This is a genomic window from Bordetella sp. 15P40C-2 (genome assembly GCF_009763235.1).
Classification (GTDB): Bacteria; Pseudomonadota; Gammaproteobacteria; order Burkholderiales; family Burkholderiaceae_B; genus Bordetella_A.
Map to the genome: position 1 here is coordinate 76633 of NZ_WSJA01000020.1, position 15057 is coordinate 91689.

At 59.6% G+C, this 15057-nt stretch carries 14 protein-coding genes; 9 read left to right on the top strand and 5 right to left on the bottom strand.

Going from position 1 to position 15057, the window contains the following annotated elements; all coding sequences use genetic code 11:
* The first annotated feature begins 283 nt into the window (after positions 1-283).
* The 4 genes from rsmD to GOQ25_RS09285 all read left to right on the top strand — a co-directional run bounded on the left by rsmD (position 284) and on the right by GOQ25_RS09285 (position 3021).
* A complete protein-coding gene (gene rsmD / locus GOQ25_RS09270; RefSeq protein ID WP_160350181.1) occupies positions 284-868 on the top strand; it encodes a 16S rRNA (guanine(966)-N(2))-methyltransferase RsmD in 585 nt (194 codons plus the stop codon).
* A 59-nt stretch (positions 869-927) separates the two neighbouring features.
* The gene (coaD, locus tag GOQ25_RS09275; protein WP_160350182.1) at positions 928-1443 is read left to right on the top strand and encodes a pantetheine-phosphate adenylyltransferase; all 516 of its coding nucleotides are present in this window, start codon (positions 928-930) and stop codon (positions 1441-1443) included.
* Between the two features lie 94 nt (positions 1444-1537).
* Positions 1538-1792 (top strand): YfhL family 4Fe-4S dicluster ferredoxin, encoded by a 255-nt coding sequence (locus tag GOQ25_RS09280; RefSeq protein WP_160350183.1) that lies wholly within the window; start codon positions 1538-1540, stop codon positions 1790-1792.
* Positions 1793-1830: 38 nt separating this feature from the next.
* Entirely contained in the window at positions 1831-3021 is a 1191-nt protein-coding gene (locus tag GOQ25_RS09285) for a benzoate/H(+) symporter BenE family transporter (protein ID WP_236844541.1), read from the top strand.
* Here the strand turns inward: GOQ25_RS09285 and GOQ25_RS09290 are convergent.
* Together GOQ25_RS09290 and GOQ25_RS09295 are read right to left on the bottom strand one after the other, a co-directional pair.
* Positions 3018-3404: an MOSC N-terminal beta barrel domain-containing protein gene (locus GOQ25_RS09290; protein ID WP_160350185.1), complete on the bottom strand. Its 387-nt coding sequence runs from the start codon at positions 3402-3404 to the stop codon at positions 3018-3020. The genes GOQ25_RS09285 and GOQ25_RS09290 overlap by 4 nt on opposite strands.
* A complete protein-coding gene (locus tag GOQ25_RS09295) occupies positions 3401-5902 on the bottom strand; it encodes an AsmA family protein (protein ID WP_160350186.1) in 2502 nt (833 codons plus the stop codon). Before GOQ25_RS09295 ends, GOQ25_RS09290 begins: the two co-directional genes overlap by 4 nt.
* Positions 5903-6280: 378 nt before the next feature.
* Between GOQ25_RS09295 and GOQ25_RS09300 the strand changes: the two genes are divergently transcribed.
* Both GOQ25_RS09300 and GOQ25_RS09305 read left to right on the top strand, forming a co-directional pair.
* Complete coding sequence (locus GOQ25_RS09300; protein WP_370519933.1) at positions 6281-6673, top strand: MarR family winged helix-turn-helix transcriptional regulator; 393 nt, start codon at positions 6281-6283, stop codon at positions 6671-6673.
* Between the two features lie 35 nt (positions 6674-6708).
* Entirely contained in the window at positions 6709-7539 is an 831-nt protein-coding gene (locus GOQ25_RS09305) for a siderophore-interacting protein (protein ID WP_160350188.1), read from the top strand.
* A 104-nt stretch (positions 7540-7643) separates the two neighbouring features.
* Here GOQ25_RS09305 and GOQ25_RS09310 read toward each other — a convergent pair whose 3' ends face one another.
* From GOQ25_RS09310 to GOQ25_RS09320, 3 genes are all read right to left on the bottom strand, one after another.
* Positions 7644-8360 carry an MgtC/SapB family protein gene (locus GOQ25_RS09310; RefSeq protein ID WP_160350189.1) on the bottom strand — a complete coding sequence of 239 codons (717 nt, stop codon included), beginning with the start codon at positions 8358-8360 and terminating at the stop codon, positions 7644-7646.
* 9 nt (positions 8361-8369) lie between these two features.
* The gene (gene mgtA, locus GOQ25_RS09315; protein ID WP_160350190.1) at positions 8370-11123 is read right to left on the bottom strand and encodes a magnesium-translocating P-type ATPase; all 2754 of its coding nucleotides are present in this window, start codon (positions 11121-11123) and stop codon (positions 8370-8372) included.
* A gap of 113 nt (positions 11124-11236) precedes the next feature.
* Positions 11237-11965, bottom strand: coding sequence for a hypothetical protein (locus GOQ25_RS09320; RefSeq protein ID WP_236844535.1), 729 nt, complete (start codon positions 11963-11965; stop codon positions 11237-11239).
* A gap of 447 nt (positions 11966-12412) precedes the next feature.
* Between GOQ25_RS09320 and GOQ25_RS09325 the strand changes: the two genes are divergently transcribed.
* The 3 genes from GOQ25_RS09325 (at position 12413) to trfA (ending at position 14912) form a co-directional block, all read left to right on the top strand.
* Positions 12413-13321, top strand: coding sequence for a restriction endonuclease (locus GOQ25_RS09325; RefSeq protein ID WP_160350191.1), 909 nt, complete (start codon positions 12413-12415; stop codon positions 13319-13321).
* A 470-nt stretch (positions 13322-13791) separates the two neighbouring features.
* Positions 13792-14004, top strand: a complete 213-nt coding sequence (locus GOQ25_RS09330; RefSeq protein ID WP_105843190.1) for an AlpA family transcriptional regulator — start codon at positions 13792-13794, stop codon at positions 14002-14004.
* Between the two features lie 35 nt (positions 14005-14039).
* Positions 14040-14912, top strand: coding sequence for a plasmid replication initiator TrfA (gene trfA / locus GOQ25_RS09335; protein WP_202109386.1), 873 nt, complete (start codon positions 14040-14042; stop codon positions 14910-14912).
* The last annotated feature ends 145 nt before the right edge of the window (positions 14913-15057 follow it).

Consider the following 15057-nt stretch of genomic DNA (forward strand, 5'->3'; position numbering starts at 1 on the left):
TCGCTGGCGGGAGCAGCCGGTGGCGTCGGTTCAGGCGTGCTGACGGGGTGACTGACGGGAACGGCCGGCGCAGGCGCAACAGGCGTCTGCACGGGCGCGGCAGGGGCCTCGTCAGGACGTGATGTGTCTGCCGGCGGCGCAACATCGGGCTGCACCGGCTGGGCAGGCGGCGGGGATTTTTTCTTGAAGAAACGGAACATGAGCGAAGTATATTCGCTTCCCCGCGGTGCAGCAGCCTCGCCAGCGGGGCCGGCTGCTATATTCGCGCGAGGAGGTTCGTTTTTTGAAAAAAAACCCGACGGGCAACAAGCCCATACGCATCGTGGCCGGTCAATACCGGCGCACGCCGATTTCAGTACCTGACGATGTTCCCGGCCTGCGGCCCACGCCAGACCGGGTGCGGGAGACCCTGTTTAATTGGCTCACCCATTTGTGGGCAGGAAACTACAGCGACAAGCAGATCTTGGATCTCTTTGCCGGCAGCGGCGCGCTGGGGTTCGAAGCCGCATCGCGTGGCGCCGGTCATGTGCAAATGGTCGAACAGGATCGCCGCGCGCTCGCCGCCCTGCGCGCCCTGCGCGACAAGTTGCAGGCACAGTCCGTGCGCGTCCACGCGGGCGACGCCTTGCAGGTGCTCGGGCGAATGGACGCCTCGCGCTTTGATCTGGTGCTGCTCGACCCACCGTTCAACCAGGACTGGTTACCGCGGCTTTGGCCGCAATTGCCGGGTATATTGACCGAAGATGGCTTGGTGTATGTAGAGTCCGAAGCGCCCCTGTCGCCCCCGCCCGAATTTGAAGTCATCCGTCAAGACAAAGCTGGTGCCGTGCACTACGGCTTGATGCAATTTGCTGCATTGCGGAAATAAGTCAATAATCCAGCATTCGGAGGAAGGTGTACGTCTATTCGTAGGATACGGAGCCACACATGATTACCGCTGTCTACCCCGGCACGTTTGACCCACTAACCCGCGGCCACGAAGACCTGGTGCGCCGCGCGGCGTCCTTGTTCGACAAGGTCGTCGTGGGGATTGCTCATAGCCGAAACAAAAAGCCGTTTTTCAGTATCGAAGAACGCGTTGAAATCGCTCAGGAAGTCTTGGGCCATTATCCCAACGTGGAAGTCCGCAGCTTCGCCGGGCTGCTCAAAGACTTCGTCCGCGAACAGAACGGGCGCGTCATCGTGCGCGGTTTACGCGCGGTTTCTGACTTCGAATACGAGTTCCAAATGGCCGGCATGAACCGCCATTTGCTACCTGAAGTCGAAACCATGTTCATGACGCCTTCGGATCAATATCAGTTCATTTCGGGCACGATCGTGCGCGAAATCGCCCAATTGGGCGGCGATGTGAGCAAGTTCGTGTTCCCCTCCGTTGAGCGCTGGCTGCAAGCCAAGGCCAAGGAACATCGCGAACAGTCCTGGCCCGACAAAGGGCGTAACTGAGCTTCGTGCGGCGCGCGGGGCACTGATCCCGGCGCCTCGCTGTGGGGCGTACAATGAGCACGTTCTGCCCTCCGCGCCTGCGCGCGTTACTGCCATGGCTCTGAAGATCACCGAAGAATGCATCAATTGCGACGTTTGCGAGCCGCAATGCCCGAACGACGCCATCTCGATGGGCGAGGAGTTCTACGTCATCGATCCGGCCCGCTGCACCGAGTGCGTGGGGCATTATGACGAGCCGCAGTGCCAGGTCATTTGTCCGGTCGAGTGCATCGAGCTTCACCCGCAATGGAACGAGGGCCGCGATGCCCTGCTGGCCAAATATCACCGCCTGACCAAGACCGTCGCGTGAGCGCCTCCGACGCCCATGCCCTCGCCCGGCGCGCGCCGCTGGCGCGGGATCTCTCGTTCGGCGCCGTCGTGGCTGGGCTGATCGCTGTGCTGGTGAGCTTTGGCGGCACAGCGGTGCTCATGGTTCAGGCCGGCCAGGCCGCCGGCCTGGATGGGATTCACATTGGCTCTTGGCTCGGTTCCATCTGTTTGGCGCTGGGAGCAGGCGGCCTCATCCTGAGTTTGAGCACGCGCATGCCTATCGTGCTGGCATGGTCCACGCCCGGCGCCGCGCTGCTAGTCACGGCGCTCGCTGGCGTACCGTTCGACCAAGCTGTGGGCGCCTTCATTCTCGCGGCGCTGCTGACCTTGGCCTGCGGACTATTGGGATGGATAGATCCCATCATGCGCCGCGTGCCCAGCGAAATCGCCAGCGCCATGCTCGCTGGGGTGTTGTTGAATTTCGGAATTGGCATTTTTACGCGCATCGGCGAGCAGCCCGTCCTCGCCCTATCGATGTGCGCGGTTTATCTGCTGGGCAAACGCTGGTTGCCACGGTATGCGGTGGTGGGCGTGATGGTCGTCGGGCTCGCCGTGGTGGCAGCGCAAGATCAGCTGCAGCTTGGCCAGATCGATTGGCATGCGACGCAGTTCGTCTGGACTTCCCCCGTGTTTACGTGGCAGGCTGCCATCAGCATCGGGGTTCCCTTGTTCGTGGTGGCCCTGGCCTCGCAAAACTTACCCGGACTGGCGATTTTGCAGGCCTACGGCTATCGGCCGGCAGCTTCGCGGCTGGTCGGTATCACCGGTTTACTGGGGCTGCTGGCCGCGCCGTTTGGGGCGCACAGCATCACCATGGGAGCGATCATCGCCGCGATATGCGCGGGCCCGGAAGCGCATCCCGACCCGCGTCGCCGTTATATCGCCGGGGCGACATATGGGCTGGTCTACGTGATTCTGAGCGTGGCCGCCGGTGCGGTTGCACTGTTTTTCCAAGCGCTACCGGCCGCGTTCATCGCGGTGCTAGCAGGCCTCGCCTTACTGGGCGCTATTCTGAACGGCATGGCTGGCGCGATGGCGAACCCGGCTCGACGCGAACCGGCGCTGATTACCCTGCTAGCGACGGCATCCGGATTCAGCGCCTGGGGCATCGGTTCGGCCTTTTGGGGGCTGGTGGCAGGCTTAATCGCGCACGCCGTCATGCAATGGCGTCAGGGCCAGACGGCGCAAAAAGCTTCTGCCCGGGATTAAGCGGGCCAGTGGATCTCGCCCATCTCGGGATGCACCTTCATCACCCGGCTAGGAATCTGCAGAAAATTCGACACCCAAGCCGAAGCCAGATCGCCCTCGTCGACGACATCCACCGTTTGATCGCCCAACAGAATCTGACGACGCACGCTGTCATCGTCCTCGATCACATCCAGCGGAATATCCAGTCTCAACATCCCCGGCGCCTTCATCACCAGGTAGCCCATGCGCAGCTCCACCGCGATCTCGGCAAGCCTCGGGCAGAGCTCTCGGTTCAACCACGTGCCAGCATCGTTAGCAATCAACCAGCGGCGATGATAATCCGCTGCCTGAGATTGTTCGGTCGTGCCGCACTCGGCGATCGGTTGATAAACACTAGCTGTCATTTGCCCAGAATTCCCTTGATGGCGCGATCGATCTTCGGTGCGAGATGTTCGTCTTCGACGGCGCGCTTGAGCTCGCGTTCCAGACTCTTTTTCAATACATCGGTCGCGGCGCCGCGCCATTGCACCGTGTAGACCGGCTTGTCGAATGTGCCGCTGATGAGGACGGGGATGGTGATGCCCTTCAATTCCTCCAGGTCTTTGCCATCCTGACCGGTGCTCGTATTCACCACGCGCACCTTGGCCAGAAAATCGAACGTATCCTGCACAAAATCGATCCGTGCGGGCTCGCCCTGCGTGACTCGCAACAGCGGCGAGGCCATATCGAGGCGCTTGGCTTGAGCGACGCCTTTGACAAACACCAGATCGGCCTCAAGCGAGGTGAAATCGGTGGTACGCGCGCGGTCTGCCTCCAGCGAAGGATCTTGCGCTTCGCCCGTGAAAGCCGCCTTCAATTCACGCAAGGTCTGCGCCACATTGATGCCCGTGACCGCGCCATCGCGCAAGCGCAGTTGCATGCCCCCATTCAGGCCGGTAATCAACGCGTACGAATTCGAACCCGCCGTCTTCAGATCCAGCGCGAGACTTCCGGTGCCGGTCAACACGGATTTTTCGGTCAGATCGGTCAGCAACGGCCCAATGGATATCCCCGCCAGGCTCATCTTGGTCGCAACTTGATTGCCGTTGGCGGCATCCACTGACAACGCTCCGCCCACTTTGCCGCCGTAAAGCGATGCCGCCAGTGTCGAGATATCGAGCTTGCCCTTTTCCAGTTTAATCTTGGCGGTCAGATCACTGGCTTTCAGCCCGCGCACCATCAGATTGCCGATCTTGATCGAACCATTCGCGCTCGGACCCACCAGCATCGAGAGGTCAAACGCGTTATCCGCGGCGGCAGTCTCTGTCGCCGACTCGGCCTCCGGCTTTTTCTCAGGATCGTCTTGCTTGCCATCGCCGGCCGTTGCCGGCGCTGCGGCCGCCACGGGCGGGGCGAGTTTATCCAGATCGAGCGTATCGACAGCCAGCGCAAATGTAATGTCGGGCAGCTTCGATAACTGCTTGACGTCCGCGGTCAGATCAAACTTGCCGCCTTCAAGCACCGCGCTGATTTTGGCGCCCGCCTGGTCTTTCTGCATATTGGCACTCATGCTACCAATGACCGGAATCTGCAGACTGCCCTTAGGCAAGGCCGGATCCGTGATATTGACTTCGCCTCGCAGGGTCAACAGGCTGATCGCCCGTTGCCAGAAGTTAAACGTAGCCGGCGATACAAACGATGCCTTCACCACGCGTTCCCCCTCGGTCAGCGTGCTGTCGAATTTGACTTCCTTGATGTCCAGCTCGCCGGCATTGCCGCTGATACCGTTCAATCCGAAACTCGCGTCCAGCCCCTGCAGGCGCACCCGACCGGTCAACGCCTGCCCGGTCGCCTCGGAAGGAGAAATGCTTAAGCCCGGTGCGTCAGCCGCCATTTCGAACGGCCCGCCCGGCAACGTCCCCTTTGCGCGCAACGCTACTTTATCCAACTGCAATTTCAGCTCGTGCGGGTCAAGCGCCAACTTGGGAACCGTCAGGCTGGCCTCCACGTTTTTCATAGGCGACGGTTGCTCGGGCACATCGCCCTGGAACAGAATCTCCAGCCCGCCAACATCCAACGATGAAGTCTGACCATTGAAGGCCAGATTGCCCCGCGCGCTCAGGCTCTTGGCTTCGGCACCCAGCACGTTGCCATTCATGCGCACGTCCAGGCGCTGCGCCGCAAAACGCCGGGCCAGCGGATCCAGCGTCAATAAGCCCTGACCCGTCAGAGTGGCGTCCATCCGCGGATGCCCGCCCTCCACGCGCGCGGAGAAACTCAGGTCGAAAGGCTGTTTATACGTGACTCGCCCCGTATTGGCGGTCAGATTGGTGACTGCGACCGCCATGCCGGAAATCTCGTCCTGCAGCTGCAATTCGCCGGCCTGTAGTTCCAGACCTGCGATGTCGATTTGCATCGAAGCCGGCGCCGTACTGCTGCCGGTGGTCAACGCACGGGTGGCACCCGCCATTGCGCCCACCACGGCGTCCGCCGCCCCGACGGGTTTCGCGGTGGATGCCAGATCGCTGCCGGCCAGGTCTTCGAAATTCAGGTGGCCGTTCTTTTTCCGGACGATACGGGCTTTGAACCCATTGATCGCGACGTGGTCGACGACGAGATTGTCCGACAGCAATGGCCAGACAGCCACGGCCAGCCGCATGCTTTCAATCGAGGCAAAGATGTCCGGGCTATCGACTTCCGACAAAGACACGCCCTGCACCGACAGGCCGATACGGGGGAACAACGACAACTCGACGTCGCCCTCAATGGCCAGGGTACGGTGATAGCGTTCCTGCACAAGCTCTTCCAGCTTGTATTTGTACGCATTGGGGTCGAACGTGAGCAAAAAGATGGCCAGGCCGACAACAGCCACGATCACCAGCACTACCAGGCCGATCACTATGCGCTTGAACCACGTTTTCATTGATGCCCCGCGGGTACCTCGACTAGGAATAATAGGGTAATCCCCGCTAACCGACAGGGTCGCGAGGATTCCAGCCGCCTCGAGCTAGCGACGTGGCGATATGGTAACAAACCGGCAGCAGGAATCCGCGCTAACTTACTGACAAATACGGCTTCTAAAATACGCACACTTGCCGACACATGATGCCGGATCGGCGAGACGGGTATGATCCTGTGCACGGAATGCCCGATTGCGCCCCCGCCAGCGCGGCAATGATTGCCCTAATTCCCTGGCACAATTTCCTCATCCCCGCTCTCTGGCAGCCGCGCAGGAGACCCCGTTTTGCCGAATCAACAAGGTTTAGAAGTCATCCAACACTTGGGACAGGCCTACCGCGCCATGCAGGCCGCGTTCAGCGCGCGCGTCGGTCACGCCCTGCCGCGGTGGCGCATCCTATTCACCCTGCACGAGAACGGCCAGTGTTCGCAAAAGATGCTGGCCGAACGTTGCCGCCTGGACCCGGCCTCGCTCACGCGCTTGCTGCAAGCCATGCAACAGCAAGGCTGGGTCGCGCGCAGCGCCGATCCCCATGACAATCGCGTCACCAATGCGACGCTCACTCCTGCCGGCCAGGCAGTGGTGGACGAGGCACTGCCGCGCCGCGCCGCGTTTTTCGAGGACGCCCTTCAAGGCTTGTCTGCGGAGGAGGTGCAGACGTTGAACGGGCTGCTCGATGTGCTGGAACGCAACTTCGCCAACGCGGGCGCGACGCGAACGCCAGTTGAAGATTGATGCCGTACGGCGGCTCGCCCTTATCCCGGACCACCATGGATCCTACTTTCACCGATCGTTACGCTGTACAGAGAATCCGTCATACCCTCAAAGCGCGCCTGCTTCAGGTACGCCGCGTGACGGCATTGGGCCCGCATATGGTGCGCGTCACCCTCACCGGGGATCTCCAGGATTTCGTCTCGGCGTCCTTTGACGACCACGTAAAGGTTCTGCTGCCAGAGGGCGAAGCCTTGCCCGTGCTGCCGACGTTTGGCCCGGATGGCCCTTCTTTCCCAGCCGATCAGCCGCGGCCGGTGGCGCGAGACTACACGCCCCGCCAGTTTCGCGCCGACGCCCAAGAATTGGATATCGATTTTGTCCTGCACGATCATGGCCCCGCCGGCGCCTGGGCGGCTCAGGCGCGGCCGGGTCAACATCTGGGCATCGCGGGTCCGCGCGGCTCGATGGTCGTGCCTATGGATTTCGACTGGCATATTCTGATCGGCGACGAAACCGCCCTGCCCGCCATTGCGCGCCGCATCGAAGAACTGCCGTCCGACAAACGCGTTATTGCACTGATCGAAACCCAGACGCAGCAGGATCGTATCGATCTGCCGGTCCGGGACAACGTTACCGTGCAATGGGTGGACGCCCTGCCTGAAAACGATAAACGCGAATCGCACGTCACGGCATTGGAACAGGCCGTGCGCGAGCTGGCTCTGCCCTCCGAGGGCGAAGGGTTTATCTGGGCGGCGGGCGAATCGGCCGTCATACGCGCCATCCGTCATCATCTGGTGAACGAACGCGGCATCGTCAAAACGCGCATCCGCGCCTCCAGCTACTGGCGGCGCGGATGCGTGGGCAAGCACGAAGTATTGGACGATTGACGGCCAAGGCCATCGCCGCCCCACCGATTCATAGCAGATCCGAGGGACAGCACACGAATAGCCTCGCAGGCCACAGCGACCGATCCGCTGGCCTTGCCCGCGAATTATTCCGTCGTACTCTGACTCCAGAACGCCTGCCGTACCGCTGGCAGCGCGGCCAGCCGCTTCACCAGCGCATCGAGCTCATCGCCATCCACGGAGGTCGCGGCCAAGGTGACCTCGATTTCCACGTCCTCTTCGCCAAAGGCGTGGATATCCAGATCCCCAATGGGATGGTTGATTTGCTCCAACGCTTCTTCCAGCAGCGCCATGACCATTTTCTGGTGCGCGCGCTCGGCAATGACATAAACCATGCTCGTTGCCTCGACAGATTCAACGTCCAGGGGCTGACGGTTAATGCGGTTGACGATGGGTCTGAGCAAGGTGTTGGCCGACAACACGAACAACGTCCCCAGCACTGCCTCGCCCACCAAGCCGGCGCCGGCCGCCGCACCCACAGCTGCCGACCCCCAAAGCGTGGCCGCCGTATTCAGGCCTCGGACATTGCCCTCTTCGCGCATGATGACACCGGCACCTAGAAACCCAATGCCCGACACCACGTAGGCGATGACGCGTACCGCACCGGCATGCCCATACAGGCGGATCGCCATCCCGACGAATAACGCAGCACCGACAGCGACCAGCACATTGGTGCGTAATCCGGCCGTGCGTTGACGGTACTGCCGCTCGAAACCGATCAGCCCGCCCAGCACGAATGCTGCAGACAGGCTGATCAAGATATCGAGCAAGGAGACCGCGTTAAAGCTGTGAATCGTCCCCATGCGCTCCCCTTACTGCCAGCCGTAACGGCGGACGTAAATCCCTTTCATGGCTTGAGTCAGTCCCATATAGGCCAACAAGATGATTGGCAGGAACACGAAGTATAGCGGCGGCAACGCTTCAAGCTTGAAGCAATCCGCCCACGGACCCATCGGCAGAAATACGCCTATCGCCATGATCACCGCCGTCATGACCAGCAGCGGCATCGCCGCCCGGCTTTGGATGAACGGAATCTTCGGCGTGCGGATCATGTGCACGATCAAGGTTTGCGTCAGCAGGCCCACGATGAACCATCCCGACTGGAACAGCGTTTGGTTTTCCGGCGTATTGGCGGCGAACACAAACCACATCAACGCATACGTCGCGATGTCAAAGATCGAGCTGATCGGTCCAAAGAACACCATAAAACGTCCTACATCGGCGGGCTGCCAGCGCTGCGGCTTTTTCAACAGATCCTCATCCACATTGTCGAATGGGATCGCGATCTGCGAGATGTCGTACAGCAGGTTCTGCATCAAGAGCTGAATCGGCAGCATGGGCAGAAAGGGAATAAAGGCCGATGCCACCAGCACCGAAAATACATTGCCGAAGTTCGAGCTGGCCGTCATCTTGATGTACTTGAGCATGTTGGCAAAGGTACGGCGGCCTTCCAATACGCCCTCCTCCAACACCATCAGGCTCTTTTCCAACAGAATGATGTCGGTGGCTTCCTTGGCGATATCGACGGCGGAATCCACCGATATGCCGATATCCGCTGTACGCAAGGCCGGCGCATCGTTGATGCCGTCGCCCATGAATCCCACCACATGGCCATTGGCCTTGAGCAGGCGCACGATGCGCTCCTTGTGCGCGGGCGTGAGTCGCGCAAACACGTTGTGCGATTCGACGGCTTCGGCCAGGACTTTGTCGCTCATGTCTTCGATATCGCTACCCAGCAGGACGCCACGCGTCACCAGACCCACTTCGCGGCAGATCTTGGCGGTCACCAGTTCGTTGTCACCCGTCAGCACTTTGACGGCAACGCCATGTTCGGCCAATGCGCGAAGCGCGGGCGCGGTCGATTCCTTTGGTGGATCCAGGAATGCGATGTAGCCAATCAAAGTCAGCTCGCGCTCGTCGGCCACGCCATAGGTCTCTTGCGTGGGCGGCACTTCCTTCATCGCCACGGCCACCACGCGCAAGCCTTCTTCATTAAAGCTTGCCGTGACCTGACGAATACCGTCGAGCAGCGCGGGCGTCAGGGCCTCGACCTTGTCACCATGGCGAACATGGGTGCACACGCTCAAAACCTCTTCCACGGCGCCTTTGCAAATCAATTCATGATGATCCTCGCGCTCGCTGACCACCACCGACATGCGGCGGCGATTAAAGTCGAACGGCACCTCATCGACCTTGCGATAGTTCAGCACCGGATTGAGTTCCTGATGCACCTCTACGTGTTCCAGCACCGCGACATCCAAGAGGTTCTTCAGGCCCGTCTGGTAGTAGCTGTTCAGATAGGCCATGTTCAACACTTCGTCGGACGTTTCGCCCCACACATCGACGTGACGCGACAGGCAGATCTTGTCCTGCGTCAGCGTGCCAGTCTTATCCGTGCACAGCACATCCATCGCGCCAAAGTTCTGAATCGCATCCAGCCGTTTGACGATGACACGCTTGCGCGACAGCACTACCGCACCCTTGGCCAGCGTGGACGTCACAATCATGGGCAGCATCTCGGGCGTCAGACCCACCGCGATGGACAGCGCGAACAGCAGCGCCTCCATCCAGTCGCCCTTGGTAAAGCCGTTGATGAACAGCACCAGCGGAGCCATGACCAGCATGAAGCGAATCAGCAACCAGCTCACCTTGTTCACACCCGACTGGAACGAAGTCGGCGCGCGATCCGTCGTAGTGACCCGACTGGCCAGCGCGCCAAAGTACGTGGCGTTACCCGTACCCAGCACCAGGGCGGTGGCAGAGCCCGACACCACGTTGGTGCCCATGAACACAATGTTGTCCAGCTCCAGTGGGTTGTTGGCCTTTTTATCGCGCTGGTTAGCGAATTTCTCGACAGGCATGGATTCGCCGGTCATCGCCGCCTGGGCCACGAACAAGTCCTTCGCGTTCAACAAACGGCAGTCCGCCGGGATCATGTCGCCGGCCGACAGCACGATCACATCACCGGGCACCAACAGTTTGAGAGGCACTTCCTCGCGTGTCGGTTGCCTATCGGCAGATGCGCCGGCGCGCTGTCCGGGCGCCGCATCCGACTCATCGCGGCGCAACACCGTGGCGGTATTGGTGACCATGGCCTTGAGCGCATCGGCAGCCTTATTTGCTTTGGATTCTTGCCAAAAGCGCAACACCGTCGAGAGCACGACCATGGAGCCGATCACGACGGTTGCCTCCATATCGTCGGTGAGAAACGAGATGGTCGCCAGCACGGTCAACAGCAGGTTAAACGGGTTGCGATAGGACAGCCACAGGTGTTGCCACCACGCCAGCGGTTTTTCGTGTTCGACCTCATTCAGACCGACGCGCTCACGCACGGCCTCGGCCTGCGCTTCGGTCAGGCCTTCGGCGTGACTGTCGAACTTGGCTAGCAAAGCCTCTGGCTTGCTGTTCGCGGCAGCGGACAGATGCTTGCCCAACGCGGCAGGCAGGTCGCGGTTGACGCCACTCTGCGTCAATGTGTCCAGCAGCGCCAAGCGGCGATAGTGACGCGCCGTGCGATGGCTGCGCAGAAAGCTCACAAAGAACTCTTTCAGCAATGTGAATTTCATTATTGTTCTCCGAGATAGCCTGTCGGAGTGACACTGTTGAAAGTGCTCTCGGACAGGCGATCAATATTCCGGTTCTGGCATAAATATCTATAGAAAAGGCAGCGCTGATGACATCAAATCGAAAACGGTGCCGTGAAAAAGCTCAGGCCCAGAGAGAACCGCCGGTATCCCCCGCCGTTGCGGTTGCCATAAGAAGCGTTGAGCTGGACACGTTCGGGGGCCAACCAATGGCGCACGCCAAACTGATAAAAGGGCTTGCCTCGATCCTGACCATAGGTCTCGGCCGTCAGACCCACTCGCTGAGTCAGCTGCAATTCGGCGCCCAAGCCCCAGGTCATTCGGTCTTGCCGCTCTTGTCCATCGCGCAACCAACCGAGGTTGGTATGAACCAGCAGGTCATCATCGCGTAGCGAAAAACTGACGGGAATCAACGCATACCAATCCCGCGCATTCGCCTTCGGATAGCGCACCATGCCCGCGGCCAAGCCGACACCCCAGCCATTGGGCTCCATCGGTTTAAAAAGCGTCTTGCCTTGCAGCGCCAAATCTGACGCGTTGGTATGCCCGGCCTCTCGTGTCAACGCACCACCGGCGGCGAGTTCAAAATTGCCCGTGAAGTTGCAGGCAGGCATGGCCCACATCTCTGTGCTGTGGCGGTTTTTCTGCACCCAGCTGTCGAGTTGGCAGGTCTTGGGGTCAACGAGCGTCGCGTCCTCGGTCACCATGGGACGTCCCGCCTGTGCGGCGCAGGCCGTGAGCAAGGCCGCGCCAAGGATGGCCAGCCGCAGCGGCGGATAGGCCGCGCCATGACGGCCGGGCTGTCGAAAATATTGGAAGCGCATGGCATTCTCCTCTGCAGTGAGGCGAAGCCCAGGCGCGCGCACGGCATGGCCCGTGGCATCATGAGATGCGCGCAAGCCGCCCGCTTGCCGAAATCGGCAAGCGATGTCCACGGCCGATTGCTACACGGCAATCAGCCAACAAGTTGTCATGGAGGGGGAGCTAGCGTGCAGGGAAAACTGCAACGCGTATGCCGCCTCTCGCGCCTGGCGAGACAGCGGCAGAGAGTCTGCGCGTTATCTTGCCAAGGGGGTGCCGGTCATTGAAACCGGCCGACTACTGTCACTTGAACAAGTGCCCACGTGGGACTCCGCTAAAAAGATGATGGCCGCGAGTTTACACGCGCCTCTTAGATGGGACAATGCTTCACCAGATAGTTCTTGTACGAAAATCAGCATAACGGCTGGCGAACGTCCACCGAAGCTTTTCCAAATTATTAAGGTTGCCCGATGCGCGCCTCGTCGCATCGGGCCACTATTACAACGCCTATGTCGAAACCGAGAAGTAAACCCTCTGCGTTCCTATGGATCGCGGGGATCGCCGTCCTCATCATCTTTGCCCTACTGAGACAACGCATCGGTGACCAACTCGCCATCCTTGCATGTGTGGCCGGAGTGATCCTTATCATCGGCCTTAATCGATGGCTGCATTACCGAGCAAGGAAAAAGGCAAACCAGCAGCGGCAAGCCCGACTCACGAACATTCGACAGGCGGTAGAGCAACACAAGCGCGTGCTGCTGCGAAAACAAAAACAAGGCACGTTTTACGACGAGTACGACATGCCAGACGATGCGAAGTGGCGCACTGATCTGCGCTACTTCGTAAAACGCGTGCTGCCTGTCAAGGTTGCGCCGGAGGATCTCATCGACTATCCAGACATCCCGAGCCGATGCGCCCTCGTCGAAGGCATGCTCGCGGAGTGGGCCGCAGAGGGAGAAGTGATAGTAGAAGCTCCTCCGAAGCGTCCGCTTAAGCTATCGACCCACTCGGTCGGCATCGCGTTTGAAAAAGATTGCGCGGAAATTCTGCGTCAAGTCGGCTGGAAGGCCCGCATCACGGTCGCATCCGGCGATCAAGGCGTGGATATCGAGGCCGAGCGCGATGGCTTCACCATCGTCGTGCAGTGCAAGCATTATTCGGCGCCGGTGGGAAATAGCGCTGTGCAAGAAATCGCCGCCGGCGCGCTGCATTATGGCGCTAACCGCGGCGTGGTGGTGAGCAAGTCGTCATACACGGCGTCCGCACGACGCCTGGCGCAGACAACGGGCGTGTTACTGGTGGATTTCGATGATCTCAAGTACATCGACATTCTGCTCGATGACAGGCGCATTGAGGATGCACGCAGCCGCAGTGATTAATGGCCGGCCAGTTTCATGTGCTGGCTCGCATCGACAAGCATGTTGCCCGGCGGCAATGTCCATTGCTATCGCTGGCCGGCATCTGCACACACGCTATGCTCGAGCACGAGCTTAGACGACCAGCGCGAGACATCTAAAACAAAAAACCCCAGTCAACGGCGCCGTTGATTGGGGTTCTCGCGTCCGTTGCCGTCTAGCGGCAACCGGGATTTCGATCAGACGTTAAACCAAAAATCTGGCCGCAAAGCGTGTATGGAAGCGGAATTGTCTCTGGTATCACTCATCTTGTAGTCACTTCCATATACACTTTAGCCGCTGCTACCCGGAGCGGGGTCCGCGCATCGCTTGCCTGTCCCGCATCGCTGCCGTCGGATTTTTTGCTGCAAAAATTCCCTTCTGGGAATCCGTGACCGTGACCGGCCCGCCGTCTGAAACTGCCTGCATTCAATCGAAATGCAGGGGTAAAGACGATGAAGATTTTACGCAAGAAGGCGGTCTGCGAGAAGCTGGGCGACATCAATGAGACGACTCTCTGGCGCATCTCGCGTGGTGATCCGACATTCCCGGTATCCATCCAGCTTAACAAAAGAGTCGTCGGCTGGCTTGAGCATGAGATCGACGCGTGGCTCGAACAGAAGGCCGCTGCCGCCCGCGCTGCCAGCAACAACGCTGTCTACCCCTGATCGCCGCGATTCCGCAGGTCAGAAGGCAGGGGTCGATGATGCGCAGCCTAGGAAAAGCCGCAGCTCTTGATGGACAGGTTGATCGACTGCGTCGTTCGGCTTACCTCAGAAATAGAGGCATCTCTCCAACTGGGCAGTTCCAACTCGACCTGATCTTTCCGGACTCAATGGAAAACAGAGATGACCTGCGGCACATCCCCAATGACTACGCAAGATCATCTCTGTTTACAGTTGGCAACAAGCGAGTGCCGCGCCGGGCGTTCATGCACGAAACACTATTCCATTACAACGAGCACATTTCAATTCTCTACACAGGCATAGAACTCCGCGCAGAAGATGACGAACTCGTGTGGTTGCAAATCCTGAACTATGCCCAAAAGGTGGCGCTCGGCGAGCCATTCGAATTTTCCGTCAAAAACTTGGTGGCGGATGTCGGTTGGCACAAAAATGGCCGCTATTACGATAAGGCCCGTGAGTGCATCAGCCGCCTGAAGGCCAGTGAAGTTCTGGCACTCAACAATAAAGCGTACGGAAATAGCGGTGCGATTTCGCTCATCCAGAACTACACAGTGCTCAACGACGAACACGGCAAGCCGACCCACTATCGAGTCTGGATGAATCCCAACTTAATTTATTTGTTCGCCGGGAATACGTTTACCAGCCATTCCTGGACTGCCTACCGGGGCTTGTCGCCGGTCGCGAGGCGCTTGGCAGACTACATTGAAAGCCACAAGCATCCGTACCCCTTAGCTCTGACAAGGTTTCGCGCCATGTGCGGGTCAAACAACAAAGACATTGCCGATTGGCGACGAACCGTAAGAAAGGCATGCGCTGAGGTGCAAGCCGCCCAGATTGCCACGATAGCCTTCGTGTCCGGCGATGACCACATCTGCTGTGGAGACGGGTGATCTAAAAAAGCAGCTTGACCCCTGCGTACAGGCCCGCAATTGCGGGCTTTATTGTGTCCAGAGATTTTTCCTCAGAGTGGTGACTCGAAGTTATCCACAGAAACAACGTTTGGATGCCATTTCTCGTGACAGATGACCCATGCAG

Coding starts and splice junctions, on each gene's coding strand:
- coaD (WP_160350182.1), top strand. CDS start 928: ATGATTACCGCTGTCTACCCCGGCACGTTTGACCCACTAACCCGCGGC.
- GOQ25_RS09280 (WP_160350183.1), top strand. CDS start 1,538: ATGGCTCTGAAGATCACCGAAGAATGCATCAATTGCGACGTTTGCGAG.
- GOQ25_RS09290 (WP_160350185.1), bottom strand. CDS start 3,404: ATGACAGCTAGTGTTTATCAACCGATCGCCGAGTGCGGCACGACCGAA.
- GOQ25_RS09295 (WP_160350186.1), bottom strand. CDS start 5,902: ATGAAAACGTGGTTCAAGCGCATAGTGATCGGCCTGGTAGTGCTGGTG.
- GOQ25_RS09300 (WP_370519933.1), top strand. CDS start 6,281: ATGCAGGCCGCGTTCAGCGCGCGCGTCGGTCACGCCCTGCCGCGGTGG.
- GOQ25_RS09305 (WP_160350188.1), top strand. CDS start 6,709: ATGGATCCTACTTTCACCGATCGTTACGCTGTACAGAGAATCCGTCAT.
- GOQ25_RS09310 (WP_160350189.1), bottom strand. CDS start 8,360: ATGGGGACGATTCACAGCTTTAACGCGGTCTCCTTGCTCGATATCTTG.
- mgtA (WP_160350190.1), bottom strand. CDS start 11,123: ATGAAATTCACATTGCTGAAAGAGTTCTTTGTGAGCTTTCTGCGCAGC.
- GOQ25_RS09320 (WP_236844535.1), bottom strand. CDS start 11,965: ATGCGCTTCCAATATTTTCGACAGCCCGGCCGTCATGGCGCGGCCTAT.
- GOQ25_RS09325 (WP_160350191.1), top strand. CDS start 12,413: ATGCGCGCCTCGTCGCATCGGGCCACTATTACAACGCCTATGTCGAAA.
- GOQ25_RS09330 (WP_105843190.1), top strand. CDS start 13,792: ATGAAGATTTTACGCAAGAAGGCGGTCTGCGAGAAGCTGGGCGACATC.
- trfA (WP_202109386.1), top strand. CDS start 14,040: ATGATGCGCAGCCTAGGAAAAGCCGCAGCTCTTGATGGACAGGTTGAT.